General features: G+C 66.7%; 19 protein-coding genes. 16 read left to right on the forward strand and 3 right to left on the reverse strand.

What is annotated here, in order from left to right:
- Positions 1-19: 19 nt before the first annotated feature.
- The 8 genes from kdsA to truD are packed head-to-tail and all read left to right on the forward strand — an operon-like array spanning position 20 to position 5,606.
- Positions 20-850, forward strand: coding sequence for a 3-deoxy-8-phosphooctulonate synthase (gene kdsA / locus C1922_RS07700; RefSeq protein ID WP_108749223.1), 831 nt, complete (start codon positions 20-22; stop codon positions 848-850).
- Positions 847-1,203, forward strand: a complete 357-nt coding sequence (locus tag C1922_RS07705) for a hypothetical protein (RefSeq protein ID WP_108749224.1) — start codon at positions 847-849, stop codon at positions 1,201-1,203. The genes kdsA and C1922_RS07705 overlap by 4 nt, the downstream gene beginning before the upstream one ends.
- Before the next feature lie 46 nt (positions 1,204-1,249).
- Entirely contained in the window at positions 1,250-1,645 is a 396-nt protein-coding gene (locus tag C1922_RS07710) for a hypothetical protein (RefSeq protein WP_159091888.1), read from the forward strand.
- A 58-nt stretch (positions 1,646-1,703) separates the two neighbouring features.
- Positions 1,704-2,996, forward strand: a complete 1,293-nt coding sequence (gene eno / locus C1922_RS07715; protein WP_108749226.1) for a phosphopyruvate hydratase — start codon at positions 1,704-1,706, stop codon at positions 2,994-2,996.
- Between the two features lie 4 nt (positions 2,997-3,000).
- Positions 3,001-3,351, forward strand: a complete 351-nt coding sequence (gene ftsB / locus C1922_RS07720; RefSeq protein WP_108749227.1) for a cell division protein FtsB — start codon at positions 3,001-3,003, stop codon at positions 3,349-3,351.
- Entirely contained in the window at positions 3,348-4,046 is a 699-nt protein-coding gene (ispD, locus tag C1922_RS07725; protein WP_108749228.1) for a 2-C-methyl-D-erythritol 4-phosphate cytidylyltransferase, read from the forward strand. Before ftsB ends, ispD begins: the two co-directional genes overlap by 4 nt.
- A 34-nt stretch (positions 4,047-4,080) precedes the next feature.
- Positions 4,081-4,578, forward strand: a complete 498-nt coding sequence (gene ispF / locus C1922_RS07730; protein WP_108749229.1) for a 2-C-methyl-D-erythritol 2,4-cyclodiphosphate synthase — start codon at positions 4,081-4,083, stop codon at positions 4,576-4,578.
- Entirely contained in the window at positions 4,575-5,606 is a 1,032-nt protein-coding gene (gene truD, locus C1922_RS07735; protein WP_108749230.1) for a tRNA pseudouridine(13) synthase TruD, read from the forward strand. Before ispF ends, truD begins: the two co-directional genes overlap by 4 nt.
- 4 nt (positions 5,607-5,610) lie before the next feature.
- Here the strand turns inward: truD and C1922_RS07740 are convergent, their stop codons facing one another.
- Positions 5,611-6,150, reverse strand: coding sequence for a Smr/MutS family protein (locus C1922_RS07740; RefSeq protein ID WP_108749231.1), 540 nt, complete (start codon positions 6,148-6,150; stop codon positions 5,611-5,613).
- Positions 6,151-6,359: 209 nt separating this feature from the next.
- On the opposite strand from C1922_RS07740, the gene surE reads away from it, so the two are divergent.
- Genes surE through C1922_RS07760 form a run of 4 tightly spaced genes read left to right on the forward strand, consistent with a single transcriptional unit; the run spans position 6,360 to position 9,229 of the window.
- Positions 6,360-7,139, forward strand: a complete 780-nt coding sequence (surE, locus tag C1922_RS07745) for a 5'/3'-nucleotidase SurE (protein WP_108749232.1) — start codon at positions 6,360-6,362, stop codon at positions 7,137-7,139.
- Complete coding sequence (locus C1922_RS07750) at positions 7,136-7,813, forward strand: protein-L-isoaspartate(D-aspartate) O-methyltransferase (protein ID WP_108749233.1); 678 nt, start codon at positions 7,136-7,138, stop codon at positions 7,811-7,813. The genes surE and C1922_RS07750 overlap by 4 nt, the downstream gene beginning before the upstream one ends.
- 19 nt (positions 7,814-7,832) lie before the next feature.
- Complete coding sequence (locus C1922_RS07755; protein WP_108749234.1) at positions 7,833-8,447, forward strand: YqaA family protein; 615 nt, start codon at positions 7,833-7,835, stop codon at positions 8,445-8,447.
- Positions 8,444-9,229 (forward strand): peptidoglycan DD-metalloendopeptidase family protein, encoded by a 786-nt coding sequence (locus C1922_RS07760; RefSeq protein ID WP_108749235.1) that lies wholly within the window; start codon positions 8,444-8,446, stop codon positions 9,227-9,229. The genes C1922_RS07755 and C1922_RS07760 overlap by 4 nt, the downstream gene beginning before the upstream one ends.
- A gap of 47 nt (positions 9,230-9,276) precedes the next feature.
- Here the strand turns inward: C1922_RS07760 and C1922_RS07765 are convergent, their stop codons facing one another.
- Together C1922_RS07765 and yhbY are read right to left on the reverse strand one after the other, a co-directional pair.
- Positions 9,277-9,651 (reverse strand): Mth938-like domain-containing protein, encoded by a 375-nt coding sequence (locus tag C1922_RS07765; protein WP_108749236.1) that lies wholly within the window; start codon positions 9,649-9,651, stop codon positions 9,277-9,279.
- Positions 9,652-9,663: 12 nt separating this feature from the next.
- On the reverse strand, positions 9,664-9,969 hold the full coding sequence (gene yhbY / locus C1922_RS07770) for a ribosome assembly RNA-binding protein YhbY (RefSeq protein ID WP_108749237.1): 306 nt from the start codon (positions 9,967-9,969) through the stop codon (positions 9,664-9,666).
- A 64-nt stretch (positions 9,970-10,033) separates the two neighbouring features.
- Between yhbY and rlmE the strand changes: the two genes are divergently transcribed.
- The 4 genes from rlmE (at position 10,034) to C1922_RS07790 (ending at position 13,701) form a co-directional block, all read left to right on the forward strand.
- Entirely contained in the window at positions 10,034-10,666 is a 633-nt protein-coding gene (gene rlmE, locus C1922_RS07775) for a 23S rRNA (uridine(2552)-2'-O)-methyltransferase RlmE (protein ID WP_008265654.1), read from the forward strand.
- A gap of 68 nt (positions 10,667-10,734) precedes the next feature.
- Entirely contained in the window at positions 10,735-12,672 is a 1,938-nt protein-coding gene (gene ftsH, locus C1922_RS07780; RefSeq protein ID WP_164271596.1) for an ATP-dependent zinc metalloprotease FtsH, read from the forward strand.
- 94 nt (positions 12,673-12,766) lie between these two features.
- Positions 12,767-12,955 carry a hypothetical protein gene (locus tag C1922_RS07785; RefSeq protein WP_108749239.1) on the forward strand — a complete coding sequence of 63 codons (189 nt, stop codon included), beginning with the start codon at positions 12,767-12,769 and terminating at the stop codon, positions 12,953-12,955.
- A 242-nt stretch (positions 12,956-13,197) separates the two neighbouring features.
- A complete protein-coding gene (locus C1922_RS07790) occupies positions 13,198-13,701 on the forward strand; it encodes a hypothetical protein (RefSeq protein ID WP_108749240.1) in 504 nt (167 codons plus the stop codon).
- Positions 13,702-14,211 lie beyond the last annotated feature (510 nt).

Consider the following 14,211-nt stretch of genomic DNA (forward strand, 5'->3'; position numbering starts at 1 on the left):
GGACCAACAAGGAAACGCCATGAAACTGTGTGGATTCGAGGTCGGGCTGGACCAGCCCCTGTTCCTGATCGCCGGCCCCTGCGTGATCGAGTCGATGCAGCTGCAGCTCGATACCGCCGGCAAGCTGAAGGAGATCACCGACAAGCTTGGCGTCAACTTCATCTTCAAGTCGAGCTTCGACAAGGCCAACCGTACCTCGGGCACGGCCTTCCGCGGCCCGGGCATGGAAGAGGGCCTGAAGGTGCTGGCCGAAGTGAAGAAGCAGATCGGCGTGCCGGTGCTGACCGACGTGCACGAATACACCCCGATGGACGAAGTGGCCTCGGTGGTGGATGTGCTGCAGACCCCGGCGTTCCTGGTCCGCCAGACCGATTTCATCCGCAAGGTGTGTGCGGCCGGCAAGCCGGTCAACATCAAGAAGGGCCAATTCCTGGCGCCGTGGGACATGAAGCCGGTGGTCGAGAAGGCCAAGTCCACCGGCAACGAGCAGATCATGGTCTGCGAGCGTGGCGCCAGCTTCGGCTACAACAACCTGGTCAGCGACATGCGTTCGCTGGCGGTGATGCGTGACACCGGCTGCCCGGTGGTGTTCGACGCCACCCATTCGGTGCAGCTGCCGGGCGGGCAGGGCACCAGTTCCGGTGGCCAGCGTGAACACGTGCCGGTGCTGGCGCGCGCTGCCGTGGCGGTGGGCATTTCCGGCCTGTTCGCCGAAACCCATCCGGACCCGTCCAAGGCGCTGTCCGATGGCCCCAATGCGTGGCCGCTGGACCAGATGGAAGCACTGCTGGAGACCCTGATGGAGCTCGATGCGGTGACCAAGAAGCACGGTTTCTCGCGCTTCGCGTGAGTCTGGACCCGTGGGCGGCGCTGGAAGCCCAGCGTCGCCGGCGGCATTGGCGCAGCTGGCCGTGGGGCTGGGTGGCGCTGGCGCTGGGTCTGCTCACCTGGGCGGCATTCGGCTACGCCGTGTTGCTGGGCGCTGCCGGCATGCGCATGCCTGGCGATGGCGCGGCCCCGCACTGGCAGGCCACGATGTTCAAGGTTGCCTTCTGCGCGGCTGCCGTGATGTATGCGGCAAGTACCGCAAGCACGGTGCTGGGCTGGCGCCTGCAACGCGCGCGCGTCGCCGCTGCGCTGGCCGCGGTGCTGCTGGTCGTGCCTTCCATCCTGCTGGCGTGGATGCTGCTTGCCCAGCTGTGATGATTCGCCCGTGGCCCCTGCGCCCATTCATGCGGTACCCATTCAGATGACCAGCCCGACCTCTCCCGCGCGTAGACCGCGCCGACCCTGGCCCTGGGGCACCTACGCGCTGGGTCTTGCCGTGCTCGCCTGGGCCGCCCTGGGTGCCGGGCTCATGGTCTTCCTGTCTGCGATCGGCATGCCGGGCGACGGCAGCCACGCGCTGGCCTCGAAGCAGTGGCTCCTGATGCTGGCGATGGCCGTGCTGGCGCTGTCCGCGCTCGGCAGTGGCGTGGCCTCGGTACTGGCCTGGCGCACGCAGCGTGGCCGTGGCAAGGCTGCGGTGGCGGCGTTGCTGCTGGCGCTGCTCGGCATGCTGATCGCGGTGCCGCTGCTGGCGCAGGGGGGCGATCCGGTCGTGGCCGACGACACCATTTGGCAAGCGGCGGGCAGCCGGGGATAATCACGCGGCATTTCACATTTGTCGCATTCCCTCCTCCAGACAGGTAACCGGTCCGCTCATGAGTACGATCCGCAGCATCCACGCCCGTGAAATCCTCGACAGTCGTGGCAACCCCACACTGGAAGCCGAAGTCATCCTGGAGGACGGTTCGTTCGGTCGCGCCGCGGTTCCCTCCGGCGCCTCGACCGGCACCAAGGAAGCGGTGGAACTGCGTGACGGCGACAAGACCCGTTACCTGGGCAAGGGCGTGCGCAAGGCCGTCGACAACGTCAATGGCGCCATCGCCAACGCGCTGAAGGGCTTTGAAGCCACCGACCAGGCCGGCCTGGACCGTCGCCTGATCGATCTGGACGGCACCGAGAACAAGGGTCGCCTGGGCGCCAACGCGCTGCTGGGTGTTTCCATGGCTGCCGCGCACGCTGCCGCCGCATCCAGCAAGCAGGCCCTGTGGCAGTACCTGGCCAGCAAGACCGGCGCCACGCCGTCGCTGCCGGTGCCGATGATGAACATCATCAACGGCGGTGCGCATGCCGACAACAACGTCGACTTCCAGGAGTTCATGGTGCTGCCGGTCGGCTTCACCTCGTTCTCCGAAGCGCTGCGCGCCGGCACCGAAATCTTCCATTCGCTGAAGTCGGTGCTGAAGGGCCACGGCCTGAGCACCGCCGTGGGCGACGAAGGCGGCTTCGCGCCGGACTTCCGCAGCAACGTCGAAGCGCTGGACACCATCCTGGAAGCCATCGGCAAGGCCGGCTACACCGCCGGTGAAGACGTGCTGCTGGGCCTGGACGTGGCCTCCAGCGAATTCTTCGAGAACGGCAAGTACAACCTGGTGGGCGAGAACAAGCGCCTGACCTCCGAGCAGTTCGTCGACTTCCTCGCCGACTGGGCCGCGCAGTACCCGATCATCACGATCGAAGATGGCCTGGCCGAGAACGACTGGGCCGGCTGGAAGCTGCTGACCGACCGCATCGGCAAGCAGGTGCAGCTGGTGGGCGACGATCTGTTCGTCACCAACCCGAAGATCTTCCAGGAAGGCATCGATTCGGGCACCGCCAACGCGATCCTGATCAAGGTCAACCAGATCGGTACGCTCAGCGAAACCCTGGAAGCGATCGCCATGGCCGACCGTGCCGGCTACGCCGCCGTGGTCTCGCACCGTTCGGGCGAAACCGAAGACACCACCATCGCCGACATCTCGGTTGCCACCACCGCGACCCAGATCAAGACCGGTTCGCTGTGCCGCAGCGATCGCGTGGCCAAGTACAACCAGCTGCTGCGCATCGAGGAAGCCCTCGGCGCCGGCGCGCGTTACGCCGGTCGTGACGCGTTCGTTTCGCTGAAGCGCTGAGCCCATGCGCGATTGGCGCTGGCTGCTGCTGGTGCTGGCCCTGCTGCTGGCATGGCTGCAGTACCGTTTCTGGTTCGGCCCGGGCAATTCGGGTGAAGTGATGATGCTCGAAGCCCAGGTCGCCAACCAGGAGCGGGACAACGAGGGTCTGCAGCAGCGCAACGATGCGCTGGCTGCCGAAGTGAAGGACCTGAAGGAAGGCCAGGCCGCCATCGAAGAGCGCGCTCGCAGCGAGCTGGGCATGATCAAGCCCGGCGAGAAGTTCTACCGCGTGGTGGAGGACGCCGCCTCGCGTCCGCCGGCGGCTGCGCCGGTGGCTGCACAGACGGGCGACCACGCGGCGGACGTGCCATGAGCGCGGCCATCTGGGTGGTGGTGCCAGCGGCGGGCCGCGGCAGCCGCTTCGGCGCGCCGCTGCCCAAGCAGTACCTGCTGGCAGGCGGAAGGATCCTGCTGGCCCACACCCTGGATGCGCTGCTGGCGCACCCGGCGGTGGCCGGGGCGATGGTGGTCATCGGCGAGGATGATGCCGACTGGCCGGGCTGGACCGAGTTCGCCGGCAAGCCGGTGCTGACCTGCATCGGCGGCGCCACCCGTGCCGCGTCGGTGCTGGCCGGCCTGCAAGCGTTGCCCGAGAGCGTGCGCGCCGATGAATTCGTGCTGGTGCACGATGCCGCGCGCCCGAACCTGTCGCCGGCCGATCTGGGCCGGCTGCTGGAAGTGGGGCGTGCCGACCCGGTCGGTGCCATCCTGGCCGCGCCGGTGCGCGACACCTTGAAGCGTGCCGGCGACGACGGCGGCATCGATGCCACCGAGCCGCGCGCACGCCTGTGGCGCGCGCTGACCCCGCAGCTGTTCCGTCGCCACCAGCTGGCCCGCGCGCTGGCCGATGCCGCCGCTGCCGATGTCGAGGTGACCGACGAAGCCATGGCCATGGAGCGCCAGGGCCACCGCCCGCTGCTGGTGGAAGGCAGCGAGGACAACTTCAAGATCACCACGCCGGCCGACCTGGACCGTTTCGAATTCGTACTTTCCCGCCGCGCCGGTTGAGTGACCGCGCGGCCCTGCTGCAAGGGTTGCATCCATGAGCACCGCTCCGTTCCCGCCCGTCCGTATCGGCCAGGGCTATGACGTCCATGCCTTCGGTGAAGGCGATCACATCATGCTTGGCGGCGTGAACGTACCGCACAGCTGCGGCGTGCTGGCCCACAGCGATGGCGACGTGATCCTGCACGCGCTGTGCGATGCGATGCTGGGCGCGCTTGCGCTGGGTGACATCGGCCAGCACTTCCCGCCCAGCGACGACCGCTGGAAGGGCGCCGACAGCAGCGACTTCGTGCGCCACTGCGACAGCCTGCTGCGCGAGCGTGGCTGGCGGGTCGGCAACACCGACATCACCGTCATCTGCGAGCGCCCCAAGGTCGGTCCGCATGCGCTGGCCATGCGTGAGTGCATCGGCGGCCTGTTGCAGCTGCCGCTGGACGCAGTCAGCGTGAAGGCCACCACCTCGGAGAAGCTGGGCTTCACCGGGCGTGGCGAAGGCATCGCCGCGCAGGCGGTGGTGCTGCTGGTGGCCGCATGATTCCGGTGCCGTTGGCGTTCGGTGTGCCGTTGCTGCGCGCCCGCATCCGCAGCACGCCGGAAGATTTCCAGGTGGACGAACTGCCGGCTTTCGAGGCCACGGGCGAGGGCGAGCACCTGCTGCTGCACATCCGCAAGCGCGGCGCCAACACGGTGCATGTGGCCAAGCTGCTGGCGGCCTGGGCCGGCCTGCCGGAAATGGCGGTCAGCTATGCTGGCATGAAGGACCGCCACGCGGTCACCACCCAGCGTTTCAGCGTGCACCTGCCCAAGCGGGTGGCGCCTGACCTGGCCGCACTGGCCAGCGATGAGATCGAAGTGCTCGACGCCACCTGGCACAACCGCAAGCTGCAGCGCGGCGCGTTGGCCGGCAATCGCTTCAAGCTGGTCCTGCGCGACGTGCAGGGCGATGCCGCCGCGATCAGCGAACGCCTGCAGCAGATCGCCAGCCGTGGACTGCCCAACTGGTTCGGCGAACAGCGCTTTGGTCGCGACGGTGGCAACGTGCCGGCGGCCCTGGCCATGTTCGGCGGTCGCCGCATGCGCAAGGACCAGCGCTCGTTGCTGCTGTCGGCCGCTCGTTCGGCGCTGTTCAACCGGGTGCTGGCTGCCCGGGTGGAGCAGGGCAACTGGGATCAGCCGCTGCAGGGTGAGGTGTGGATGCTCGATGGCAGCCGCAGCGTGTTCGGTCCGGAACCGTACACCGATGCGTTGGCCGATCGCTTGGCACGGTTCGACATCCATCCCAGCGCGCCGTTGTGGGGCGAGGGCGAACTGCGCAGTACCGATGCCGCGCGCGCGCTGGAACTGGGCGCGCTGGATGATGAAGAGTCCAGGGCACTGCGCGCGGGGCTGGAAGATGCGCGCCTGAAGCAGGAGCGGCGCGCGCTGCGCCTGCGCCCGGCGTTGCTGCAGCACCAGTGGCTGGCCGAAGACGTGCTCGAACTTTCCTTCGCGCTGCCACCGGGCTGCTACGCCACGGCGGTGCTGCATGAGCTGGGTCCGGTGGAGGACGCCTCGCAGGGGTAATGCCTCACCGCCGCGCCAACAACACCAGCACCGCACCGGTGCCGCCCTGGCCTGCCGGCGCCGAATGAAACGCCAGCACATCGTTGCGCAGCCGCAACAGACGGTCCACGAGGTTCTTCAGTACCGGCGCGCCGCCGTCAGACTGCAGCCCCTTGCCGTGGATGATGCGCACGCAACCGAACTCATGTGCGTGCGCTTCCAGCAGGAACTGGCGCAGCAGCGCTTCGGCCTGCGCGGCAGTCGCGCCATGCAGGTCCAGTTCGTCCTGCACCGAATACTGGCCGCGCTTGAGCCGCTGGAACATGCGCGGCGGCAGCGTGTCACGCCGGTAGCTGGCGGTATCGCCCGCCTCCAGTGGGCTGCTGTCGCGCAGCAGCCGGGCAAACTCCCCGGCGGCTTCCTGCTCGTCGCGTTCGGCCATGCGGGCACGCGGTTTCGGCCGAGGCGCGGCAGGCGCCGGTTCGGCATCCTTGCGCAGCGGGGTGACTTCGCCGATGGCCGCGCGGAACAGCGCGGCGGGGTCTTCATCTTCTGGGTGCGACATGTGCACAGGGTAAACCGCCGGTGATGCGGTGCCTACGGCATTTCAAGCGCGTCCGTGACCGCCGGCAGGGTAGGACCGGCGCCCCGCTTGCGGCACAATAGTGGACGCACTTGCGAGATCGCCGGTTCCCGAGGGGGCGGCTGCCGGTCCCGCCCACGCGGCAAGGTGATGGAATCGAATTCTTGGAAAATCAAGCGGTTGAATCGAACATGCGCATCCTGGTCAGCAACGACGACGGCGTAGACGCTGCAGGCATCCGGATGCTGGCACAGGTGCTGCGCGAAGCCGGCCATGAAGTCACGGTGGTTGCCCCCGACCGCGACCGGTCCGGTGCCAGCAATTCACTGACGCTGGATCTGCCGATCCGGCTCAAGCGCATCGACCACTACACCGTCTCGGTGGCGGGCACGCCCACCGACTGCGTGCATCTGGCGCTGACCGGCCTGCTCGAGTTCGAACCGGATATCGTCGTGTCGGGCATCAACAATGCCGCCAACCTGGGCGACGATGTCATCTACTCCGGCACGGTCTCGGCGGCCATGGAAGGGCGGTTCCTGGGCCTGCCGGCAGTGGCGGTCTCACTGGTCAGCCGCAACCATGACCCGAAGCATTTCGAAACGGCGGCGCGTGCGGCGGTGGAAATCGTGGCCCGGCTGAAGGCCGACCCGCTGCCGGCCGATACCATTCTGAACGTGAACGTGCCTGACCTGCCGTGGGGCGAGGTGAAGGGCTTCGAAGTGACCCGTCTGGGCAACCGCCACCGCGCCGAAGGATGCATCGCGCAGAAAGATCCGCGCGGCAACGAGGTGTACTGGATCGGGCCGGCCGGTCGCGAGCAGGATTCCGGTCCCGGCACCGATTTCCACGCGGTACGCACCGGCCATATTTCGATCACCCCCATCCAGGTCGACCTGACCCGGTATCAGGCGCTGGAGAAGGTGGCCAGCTGGGTCGGTGGCCTGAGCGCCGCGCTGGACCAGCCGGCATGAGCCCGCGCCTGCGCCTGCAGCCGGAAGCCGTGGGGATCGGCATGACCTCGCAGCGCGTGCGCGACCGCCTGGTCGATCGCCTGCGCGAGGTCGGCATTGCCGATGAGGCCACGCTCAATGCCATCCGCATCGTGCCGCGCCATCTGTTCATTGATGAAGCCCTGGCCTCGCGTGCCTATGAGGACACCGCGCTGCCGATCGGCCACGGCCAGACCATTTCCCAGCCGTGGGTGGTGGCGCGGATGACCGAAGCGGTGCTGCAGGTTGCACCGAAGACGGTGCTGGAAGTGGGCACCGGCTCGGGCTACCAGGCCGCCGTACTCGGCGCCGTCGGCCTTGAGGTCTACACGGTCGAACGCATCGGCGATCTGCTGCGGCAGGCGCGCAAGCGCTTCCGTGCGCTGGGCATGAACATCCGCACCAAGCATGACGACGGCCGGGTGGGCTGGGCCGAGCACGGCCCGTACGACGCCGTGGTGGTTACCGCGGCCGCACCGGCGCTGGTCGATGCACTGGTCGAGCAGTTGGCCGTGGGCGGCCGCCTGGTGGCGCCGGTCGGCGGCCCCGGTGGGCAATCGCTGGTGCAGCTGGATCGCAAGGCCGACGGCAGCATCGAACAACGCGTGCTGGCGCCGGTCACTTTCGTGCCGCTGCTGTCCGGCATGCTCGACTGAATCCAGGGAGCAGGGTTGCATGAAGATTTTCGGGCCGCTGTACGAGCGGGCGATGAAATGGGCGGCGCACGAGCGCGCGCCGACCTATCTGACCGTCTTGAGTTTCTTCGAGGCCATCATCTTCCCGGTCATGCCGGAAGTGATGCTGGCGCCGATGTGCGTGGCCCAGCCCAAGCGTGGCTGGTGGTTCGCCACCCTCAGCCTGGCCGGCTCGATGGTGGGCGCTGTGATCGGTTACGCCCTGGGCCACTACGCCTTCGAGGCGGTGAAGCCGGTGTTCGAGATGCTGGGCATGCTGCCGGCCATTGAAGACGGCATTGCCACGGTGCAGGCCAAGATGGCCGAGTCGCCCTGGGCGGTGTTCACCTTCCTGGTGCTGGGTGGCTTCATGCCCATCCCGATGAAGGTCTTCACGTGGGCATCGGGTATCGTCGGTGTGCCCATGCCGCAATACCTTTTGAGCATGCTGATCGGTCGCGGCAAGCGTGTGTACGTTCTGGCCGCCGTGATCCGCATTGGCGGCCCGCGCGCGGAAGCCGCGCTGCGGCGCTGGATTGAACCGCTGGGCTGGATCGCCACCGCGCTGGTGGTGGTGCTGGTTGCCTGGCTTGTATGGAGGTCGAAGTTCGCATGAATGCAAATGGTCTGGGCAAGGGAGTGCGCATCGGCGCGCTGGCATTGCTGGTTTCCTCGCTGGCTGCCTGTGGCACCGCCACGGTGGTCCGCCCCGGTGGCAGCAGCGCTGCGGCCAGTACGCCCAAGACCTCGGTGCCCAAGCCGGGGCAGACCGTGGTCGTGCGCAAGGGCGACACCATCTATGCACTCGCGCGTATCCACGACATCACCCCGGCCGACCTGATTGCCTGGAACCGCCTGGACAACCCGTCGCAGATCTATCCGGGGCAGGTCATCCGCCTGTATCCGCAGGGTGCCGGCAGCGGCCGCGTGCCCACCACGGTGGTCACCGCGCCGCGCCCGTCCACCGGCAATGGCAGCACGCCTTCGACGGCGCCGAGCGCCGCGCCGGCCACGCCGGTGAAGAGCAGCATTGCCTGGCGCTGGCCGGCCGACGGTGCGGTGGTGGGTCGCTATGTGGCTGGCGATGCCACCAAGCAGGGCGTCGACATTGCAGGCAGCAGCGGGGCCCCGGTGCGCGCATCGGCCAACGGCGTGGTCGTGTACTCCGGCGCAGGCCTGGTGGGCTACGGCGAGCTGATCATCATCAAGCACAGCGACCAGTGGCTGTCGGCGTATGGCCACAACCGCAAGCGCCTGGTGAACGAAGGGCAGAACGTGAAGGCCGGCGAGCAGATCGCGGAAATGGGCCGTACCGGTGCGAACCGCGACATGCTGCACTTCGAGATTCGTTACAACGGCAAGCCGGTCGACCCGCAGCAGTATCTGCCGGCGCGCTAGCGCGGGCAGATACGGGTAGCGCCGGGCCACGCCCGGCGGCTCCCGCCTCAACCTTCCAGGATGAAGGCCGCGGCGACCTTGCGGCCTTCGCCGGCAAGAATGTTGAACGTGCGTGCGGCGGCCGGATTGTTCATCACTTCCAGGCCGATTCCGCGCGACAGGCACGCGGCCATCACCACGGCCGGCGGGAATACCTGACGATCGCCGGTACCCAGCACGATCAGCGCCGGGCCCAGGGCCAGGATGGGTTCCAGGTCGGCCACCTGCAGATCGGCGGCGCGCAGGACCGGCCAGTCCGTTGCCAGCTGTTCAGGCGTCAGGAAGAAGCTGCTGGACAGCGACTGGTCGTTGACCCGCGCCGAGCGGCCATCGGCCGCGCGCAGGCTGTAAGCGTAATCAGGCGGTTCGTGGTTCAGCTGCATGGGGCAGGGCGATCAGCCGCGCGGAAGCACGATCTGGCGCTGTTCCTTGCTCGGGCGGTAGAGCACGGCCACGTGGCCGATACGCTGTACCAGCGCGGCTTCGGTCGCTTCGACGATCTCGCCGATCATCGCGTCGCGGGCGTCGCGATCTTCAGCGGCCACCTTCACTTTCACCAGTTCGTGGCGCTCCAGCACCTCGTTCAGCTCGGCGATGAACGCGGGCGTGATGCCCTTGCCGCCGGTCTGCAGCAGTGCCTTCAGATCGTGGGCTTGGCCGCGCAGGAAACGGGTCTGGGAAGCGGTCAGGGCGATGGGCATGCAGAAAACACGGTTGAATGGGGTGATCAGGGTATCATGACGACCCCGTAACCCCCTATTTCCAATGGCTACCCGCAGCAAAAGCAGCCAGCGCTGGCTCAAGGAACACTTCTCCGACCCCTTCGTGAAGAAGGCGCAGGCCGAAGGCATGCGCTCGCGTGCCGCCTACAAGCTCGAAGAGCTGCTCGAACGTGACCGGCTGCTGAAGCCGCACATGGTCGTGGTCGATCTCGGCGCCGCCCCGGGTGGCTGGTCTCAGCAGGTGCGGAGACAGATTGGTGACACCGGCCGCGTGCTGGCCCTGGACATCCTGGACATGCCGCCGCTGGCCGGGGTGGAGTTCCTTCACGGTGACTTCAGGGAAGAAACCGTCCTATCGCAGTTCGAGGCCATGCTGGGCGATCAGCCGGTAGACCTTGTGCTGTCGGACATGGCCCCCAATAAGAGTGGTGTAGGCGCGGTCGACCAGCCGCGGATGATGCACCTGGCAGAGCTGGCCCTGGATTTCGCCGACAACCACCTCAAGACCGGTGGGGCGTTCCTGATCAAGCTGTTCCAGGGCGAAGGCTTCGATGACTACGTGCGTGAAATGCGCCGTCGGTACGACAAGGTCTCCATCCGCAAGCCGGAAGCGTCGCGCAAGCGTTCCCCCGAGGTCTACGCCTTGGGTCAGGGAAAACGCGCCCACATGAAGTAAGCTCGACCCGTAAGCTCGACCCCCAACGCAATGCCCGCACTGAAAGAGGAACGCTGGAGCCAATGAGGATGAACGACTTGACCAAGAACCTCCTGCTATGGGTGGTCGTCGCCGTCGTGCTGATGGTGGTCTTCCAGAGCTTCTCGCCAAAGTCCTCCGGGGCCGGGGCGCAGGCCACATCGTATTCGCAGTTCCTGGACCAGGTGGACAGCGGCAATGTGCAGAAGGTCACCTTCGGTGGCGATTCGCGCGGCCTGACCAACGAAATCACCTACACCACCCGTGGCGGCCAGACCGGCACGGTGTCGGCACCGGCTGATCGCGACCTGATCAACGTGCTGCGTACCAAGAACGTGGACATCGTGCAGGAACAGCCGTCCAGCGGCATTTCCTTCGCGGCCATCCTGATGAACTTCCTGCCGGTCATCCTGATCATCGGCTTCTGGCTGTTCATCATGCGCCAGATGCAGGGCGGTGGCGGTGGTGCCAAGGGCGCCATGTCCTTCGGCAAGTCGCGCGCCAAGCTGCAGGGCGAAGACCAGATCAAGGTCACCTTCGCCGACGTTGCAGGCTGCGACGAAGCCAAGGAAGAAGTGGGCGAACTGGTCGACTTCCTGCGTGATCCGTCCAAGTTCACCAAGCTGGGCGGCAAGATCCCGCGCGGCGTGCTGATGGTCGGTCCGCCCGGTACCGGCAAGACGCTGCTGGCCAAGGCCATCGCCGGCGAAGCCAAGGTGCCGTTCTTCTCGATCTCCGGTTCGGATTTCGTGGAAATGTTCGTCGGCGTCGGCGCCAGCCGCGTGCGCGACATGTTCGAGCAGGCCAAGAAGCACGCCCCGTGCATCATCTTCATCGACGAAATCGACGCCGTCGGTCGCCACCGTGGTGCCGGCCTGGGTGGCGGCCATGACGAGCGCGAGCAGACCCTGAACCAGCTGCTGGTCGAGATGGACGGTTTTGAAGGTGGCGAAGGCGTGATCGTGATCGCCGCGACCAACCGTCCGGACGTGCTGGACCCGGCGCTGCTGCGCCCGGGCCGCTTCGACCGCCAGGTCGTGGTCGGCCTGCCGGACGTGAAGGGCCGCGAGCACATCCTGAAGGTGCACATGCGCAAGCTGCCGCTGGCCGACGACGTCGAGCCGATGGTGATCGCGCGCGGTACCCCGGGCTTCTCCGGTGCCGACCTGGCCAATCTGTGCAACGAAGCGGCGCTGTTCGCCGCGCGTGGCAACGAGAAGGAAGTCCGCATGGACCACTTCGACCGTGCCCGCGACAAGATCCTGATGGGTGCCGAGCGCCGCTCGATGGCCATGAGCGAGGAAGAGAAGACCCTCACCGCGTATCACGAGGCTGGCCACGCCATCGTCGGTCGCCTGGTGCCCGAGCATGATCCAGTCTACAAGGTCACCATCATTCCGCGCGGTCGTGCGCTGGGTGTGACCATGTACCTGCCGGAAGGCGACCGCTATTCGATGAACCGCGTGGCGATCAAGTCGCAGCTGTGCTCGCTGTACGGTGGTCGCGTGGCCGAGGAGCTGATCTTCGGTGCCGACAAGGTCACCACCGGTGCCTCCAACGACATCGAGCGTGCCACCAAGATGGCCCGCAACATGGTCACCAAGTGGGGCCTGTCCGACCAGCTCGGCCCGATCGCCTATGGCGAAGAGGACGACGAGGTGTTCCTGGGCCGTTCGGTCACCCAGCACAAGAGCGTGTCCAACGACACTGCGCGCCGCATCGACGAGGAAGTGCGCAACATCCTGGACGAGGCCTATGCGCGTACCACCGAGCTGATGACGGCCAACCTGGACAAGCTGCACGCGATGTCGCAGCTGCTGCTGCAGTACGAAACCATCGATGCGCCGCAGATCGACGCGATCATGGAAGGCCGCGACCCGCCGCCGCCGATGGGCTGGAACAAGTCCAACAAGGATGGTGGCAGCAACGACAAGGGTGGCGACGCCCGTCCGCTGCCGCCGATCGCCGGCCCGGCCGAGTCGCACTGACGGCCGGCCAATGCTGATTGCAGACGAGGCCGGGGCAACCCGGCCTCGTTGTTTCCGCGCTACACCCGCACCCCTTTCTTTCGCTGGAGCCCGCATGTCCATTCCCCCGCCGCAGCCGATCTCCCACACCGTTGAAATGGTCATCGCCACCATCGTCGGTGTCGTGGTCGGGCTGACCCTGGACAACCTGCTGCTGGGCTGCGGTGTCGGCATCGGCGTGGGTATCGTGCTGAGCATCATCAAGACCCTGTACGTCGACCGCAAACGCCGCCGCCCGCGCTGAGGGTTTCCCGGCAGGGCTGCGCCCTGCACCCGCAGAAGCAACGTCAACGTCGAAAGCTGCCTATCGGTGGGATGGCGCGGCGGTGCCGGAATCCGTGTGCTGTTGGTAGGTGTCGACCTTGGTCGACACGGTAGATCCACGCCACGCGTGGATTGGGCGGGCCTTGCGTCTTACCGCTGCTGCGGGTCAGGATGCGCCACCACGGCCGCCATAGGGGGAGGCCGGGTTTACAGGGGATCACCATGAAACTGCTGCTTCCGCTTGCCTTGGCCGGGCTGGCGACGCTTGTTCTGCCCGCTGCCGCCGCTGAAATCCGCGTCGTCCAGCCAGTACCTTTCAGTGAATCGGCGATCATCGCCGAGGCGATCAAGGCCGAATGCACCATCGGCACCACATTGGCTCAGTCGCTGGCCGAAAATGCGATCCGCCACGGCAACACGCTGGTGTCCGGGCCGGTCGGTGCCGACAGTGGTAATGGGCGCTCGCTCAAGCTTGAACTGGTGGAGGCGCAGAGCGCAGGCAACGCCTTTACCGGGCACTTCAAGTCTGCTGCTGTGCGTGGCGTGCTGTTTGAGGATGGTCGCCAGATCGCAACGGTCACGGCACGTCGGGTGTCCCGCGGCGGCGCCTTTGCCGGCTTCAAGGGGTCCTGCACGGTGCTGGACCGCACCGTCAACGCGATTGGAGAAGACCTGGCCGGCTGGTTGGCTGCCCCGGTAGACAACGCGCGCCTGGGCAACCTCTGATCCGGAAACACCGCCCCACCTCTGACAGTTGGCCGGCGGCCAGTAGATCCATGCGTGGATGAATGTGTCAGCTATCGATATTCATTTGGGGTCGGAGCCCGTTGCGCAGCAACGGGATCCGACCCCGTGCCGTTCCGACAGCTCTCGGGAATGTGTCAGAGGTGGGGCGGTGTGGGTGGGCAGGACCGCAGGCGCCATGGATGGCGCCTACGAGCCTTATCTGATGGAAATCTGGCAGCGTAGGTGTCGAGAGCCGGCGTGGGCCGCCGTATGAGCCTGGATCTCGACGATCGCCGTGTAGCTTGGCGCCCACGCCGGATTCTCCCTTGATCCGCCCGAACAGTTGCTGGAGCTGGACACTCGAAGCGATAAGACTGGGCAAGCGGGGGAGCTCTCGACCCTTCCAGACTATACGGAGTCGGGCAATGAACGGGATCGGGATTGATGTGAGCAAGCGCCGATTGGATATCGGTACGACAGACGGCGAGACCCTGCAGGTCAGCAATAGCC

Source organism: Stenotrophomonas sp. ZAC14D2_NAIMI4_7 (assembly GCF_003086675.1).
Classification (GTDB): Bacteria; Pseudomonadota; Gammaproteobacteria; order Xanthomonadales; family Xanthomonadaceae; genus Stenotrophomonas.

Coding starts and splice junctions, on each gene's coding strand:
- kdsA (WP_108749223.1), top strand. CDS start 20: ATGAAACTGTGTGGATTCGAGGTCGGGCTGGACCAGCCCCTGTTCCTG.
- C1922_RS07710 (WP_159091888.1), top strand. CDS start 1,250: ATGACCAGCCCGACCTCTCCCGCGCGTAGACCGCGCCGACCCTGGCCC.
- eno (WP_108749226.1), top strand. CDS start 1,704: ATGAGTACGATCCGCAGCATCCACGCCCGTGAAATCCTCGACAGTCGT.
- ftsB (WP_108749227.1), top strand. CDS start 3,001: ATGCGCGATTGGCGCTGGCTGCTGCTGGTGCTGGCCCTGCTGCTGGCA.
- ispD (WP_108749228.1), top strand. CDS start 3,348: ATGAGCGCGGCCATCTGGGTGGTGGTGCCAGCGGCGGGCCGCGGCAGC.
- ispF (WP_108749229.1), top strand. CDS start 4,081: ATGAGCACCGCTCCGTTCCCGCCCGTCCGTATCGGCCAGGGCTATGAC.
- truD (WP_108749230.1), top strand. CDS start 4,575: ATGATTCCGGTGCCGTTGGCGTTCGGTGTGCCGTTGCTGCGCGCCCGC.
- C1922_RS07740 (WP_108749231.1), bottom strand. CDS start 6,150: ATGTCGCACCCAGAAGATGAAGACCCCGCCGCGCTGTTCCGCGCGGCC.
- surE (WP_108749232.1), top strand. CDS start 6,360: ATGCGCATCCTGGTCAGCAACGACGACGGCGTAGACGCTGCAGGCATC.
- C1922_RS07750 (WP_108749233.1), top strand. CDS start 7,136: ATGAGCCCGCGCCTGCGCCTGCAGCCGGAAGCCGTGGGGATCGGCATG.
- C1922_RS07755 (WP_108749234.1), top strand. CDS start 7,833: ATGAAGATTTTCGGGCCGCTGTACGAGCGGGCGATGAAATGGGCGGCG.
- C1922_RS07760 (WP_108749235.1), top strand. CDS start 8,444: ATGAATGCAAATGGTCTGGGCAAGGGAGTGCGCATCGGCGCGCTGGCA.
- C1922_RS07765 (WP_108749236.1), bottom strand. CDS start 9,651: ATGCAGCTGAACCACGAACCGCCTGATTACGCTTACAGCCTGCGCGCG.
- yhbY (WP_108749237.1), bottom strand. CDS start 9,969: ATGCCCATCGCCCTGACCGCTTCCCAGACCCGTTTCCTGCGCGGCCAA.
- rlmE (WP_008265654.1), top strand. CDS start 10,034: ATGGCTACCCGCAGCAAAAGCAGCCAGCGCTGGCTCAAGGAACACTTC.
- ftsH (WP_164271596.1), top strand. CDS start 10,735: ATGAACGACTTGACCAAGAACCTCCTGCTATGGGTGGTCGTCGCCGTC.
- C1922_RS07785 (WP_108749239.1), top strand. CDS start 12,767: ATGTCCATTCCCCCGCCGCAGCCGATCTCCCACACCGTTGAAATGGTC.
- C1922_RS07790 (WP_108749240.1), top strand. CDS start 13,198: ATGAAACTGCTGCTTCCGCTTGCCTTGGCCGGGCTGGCGACGCTTGTT.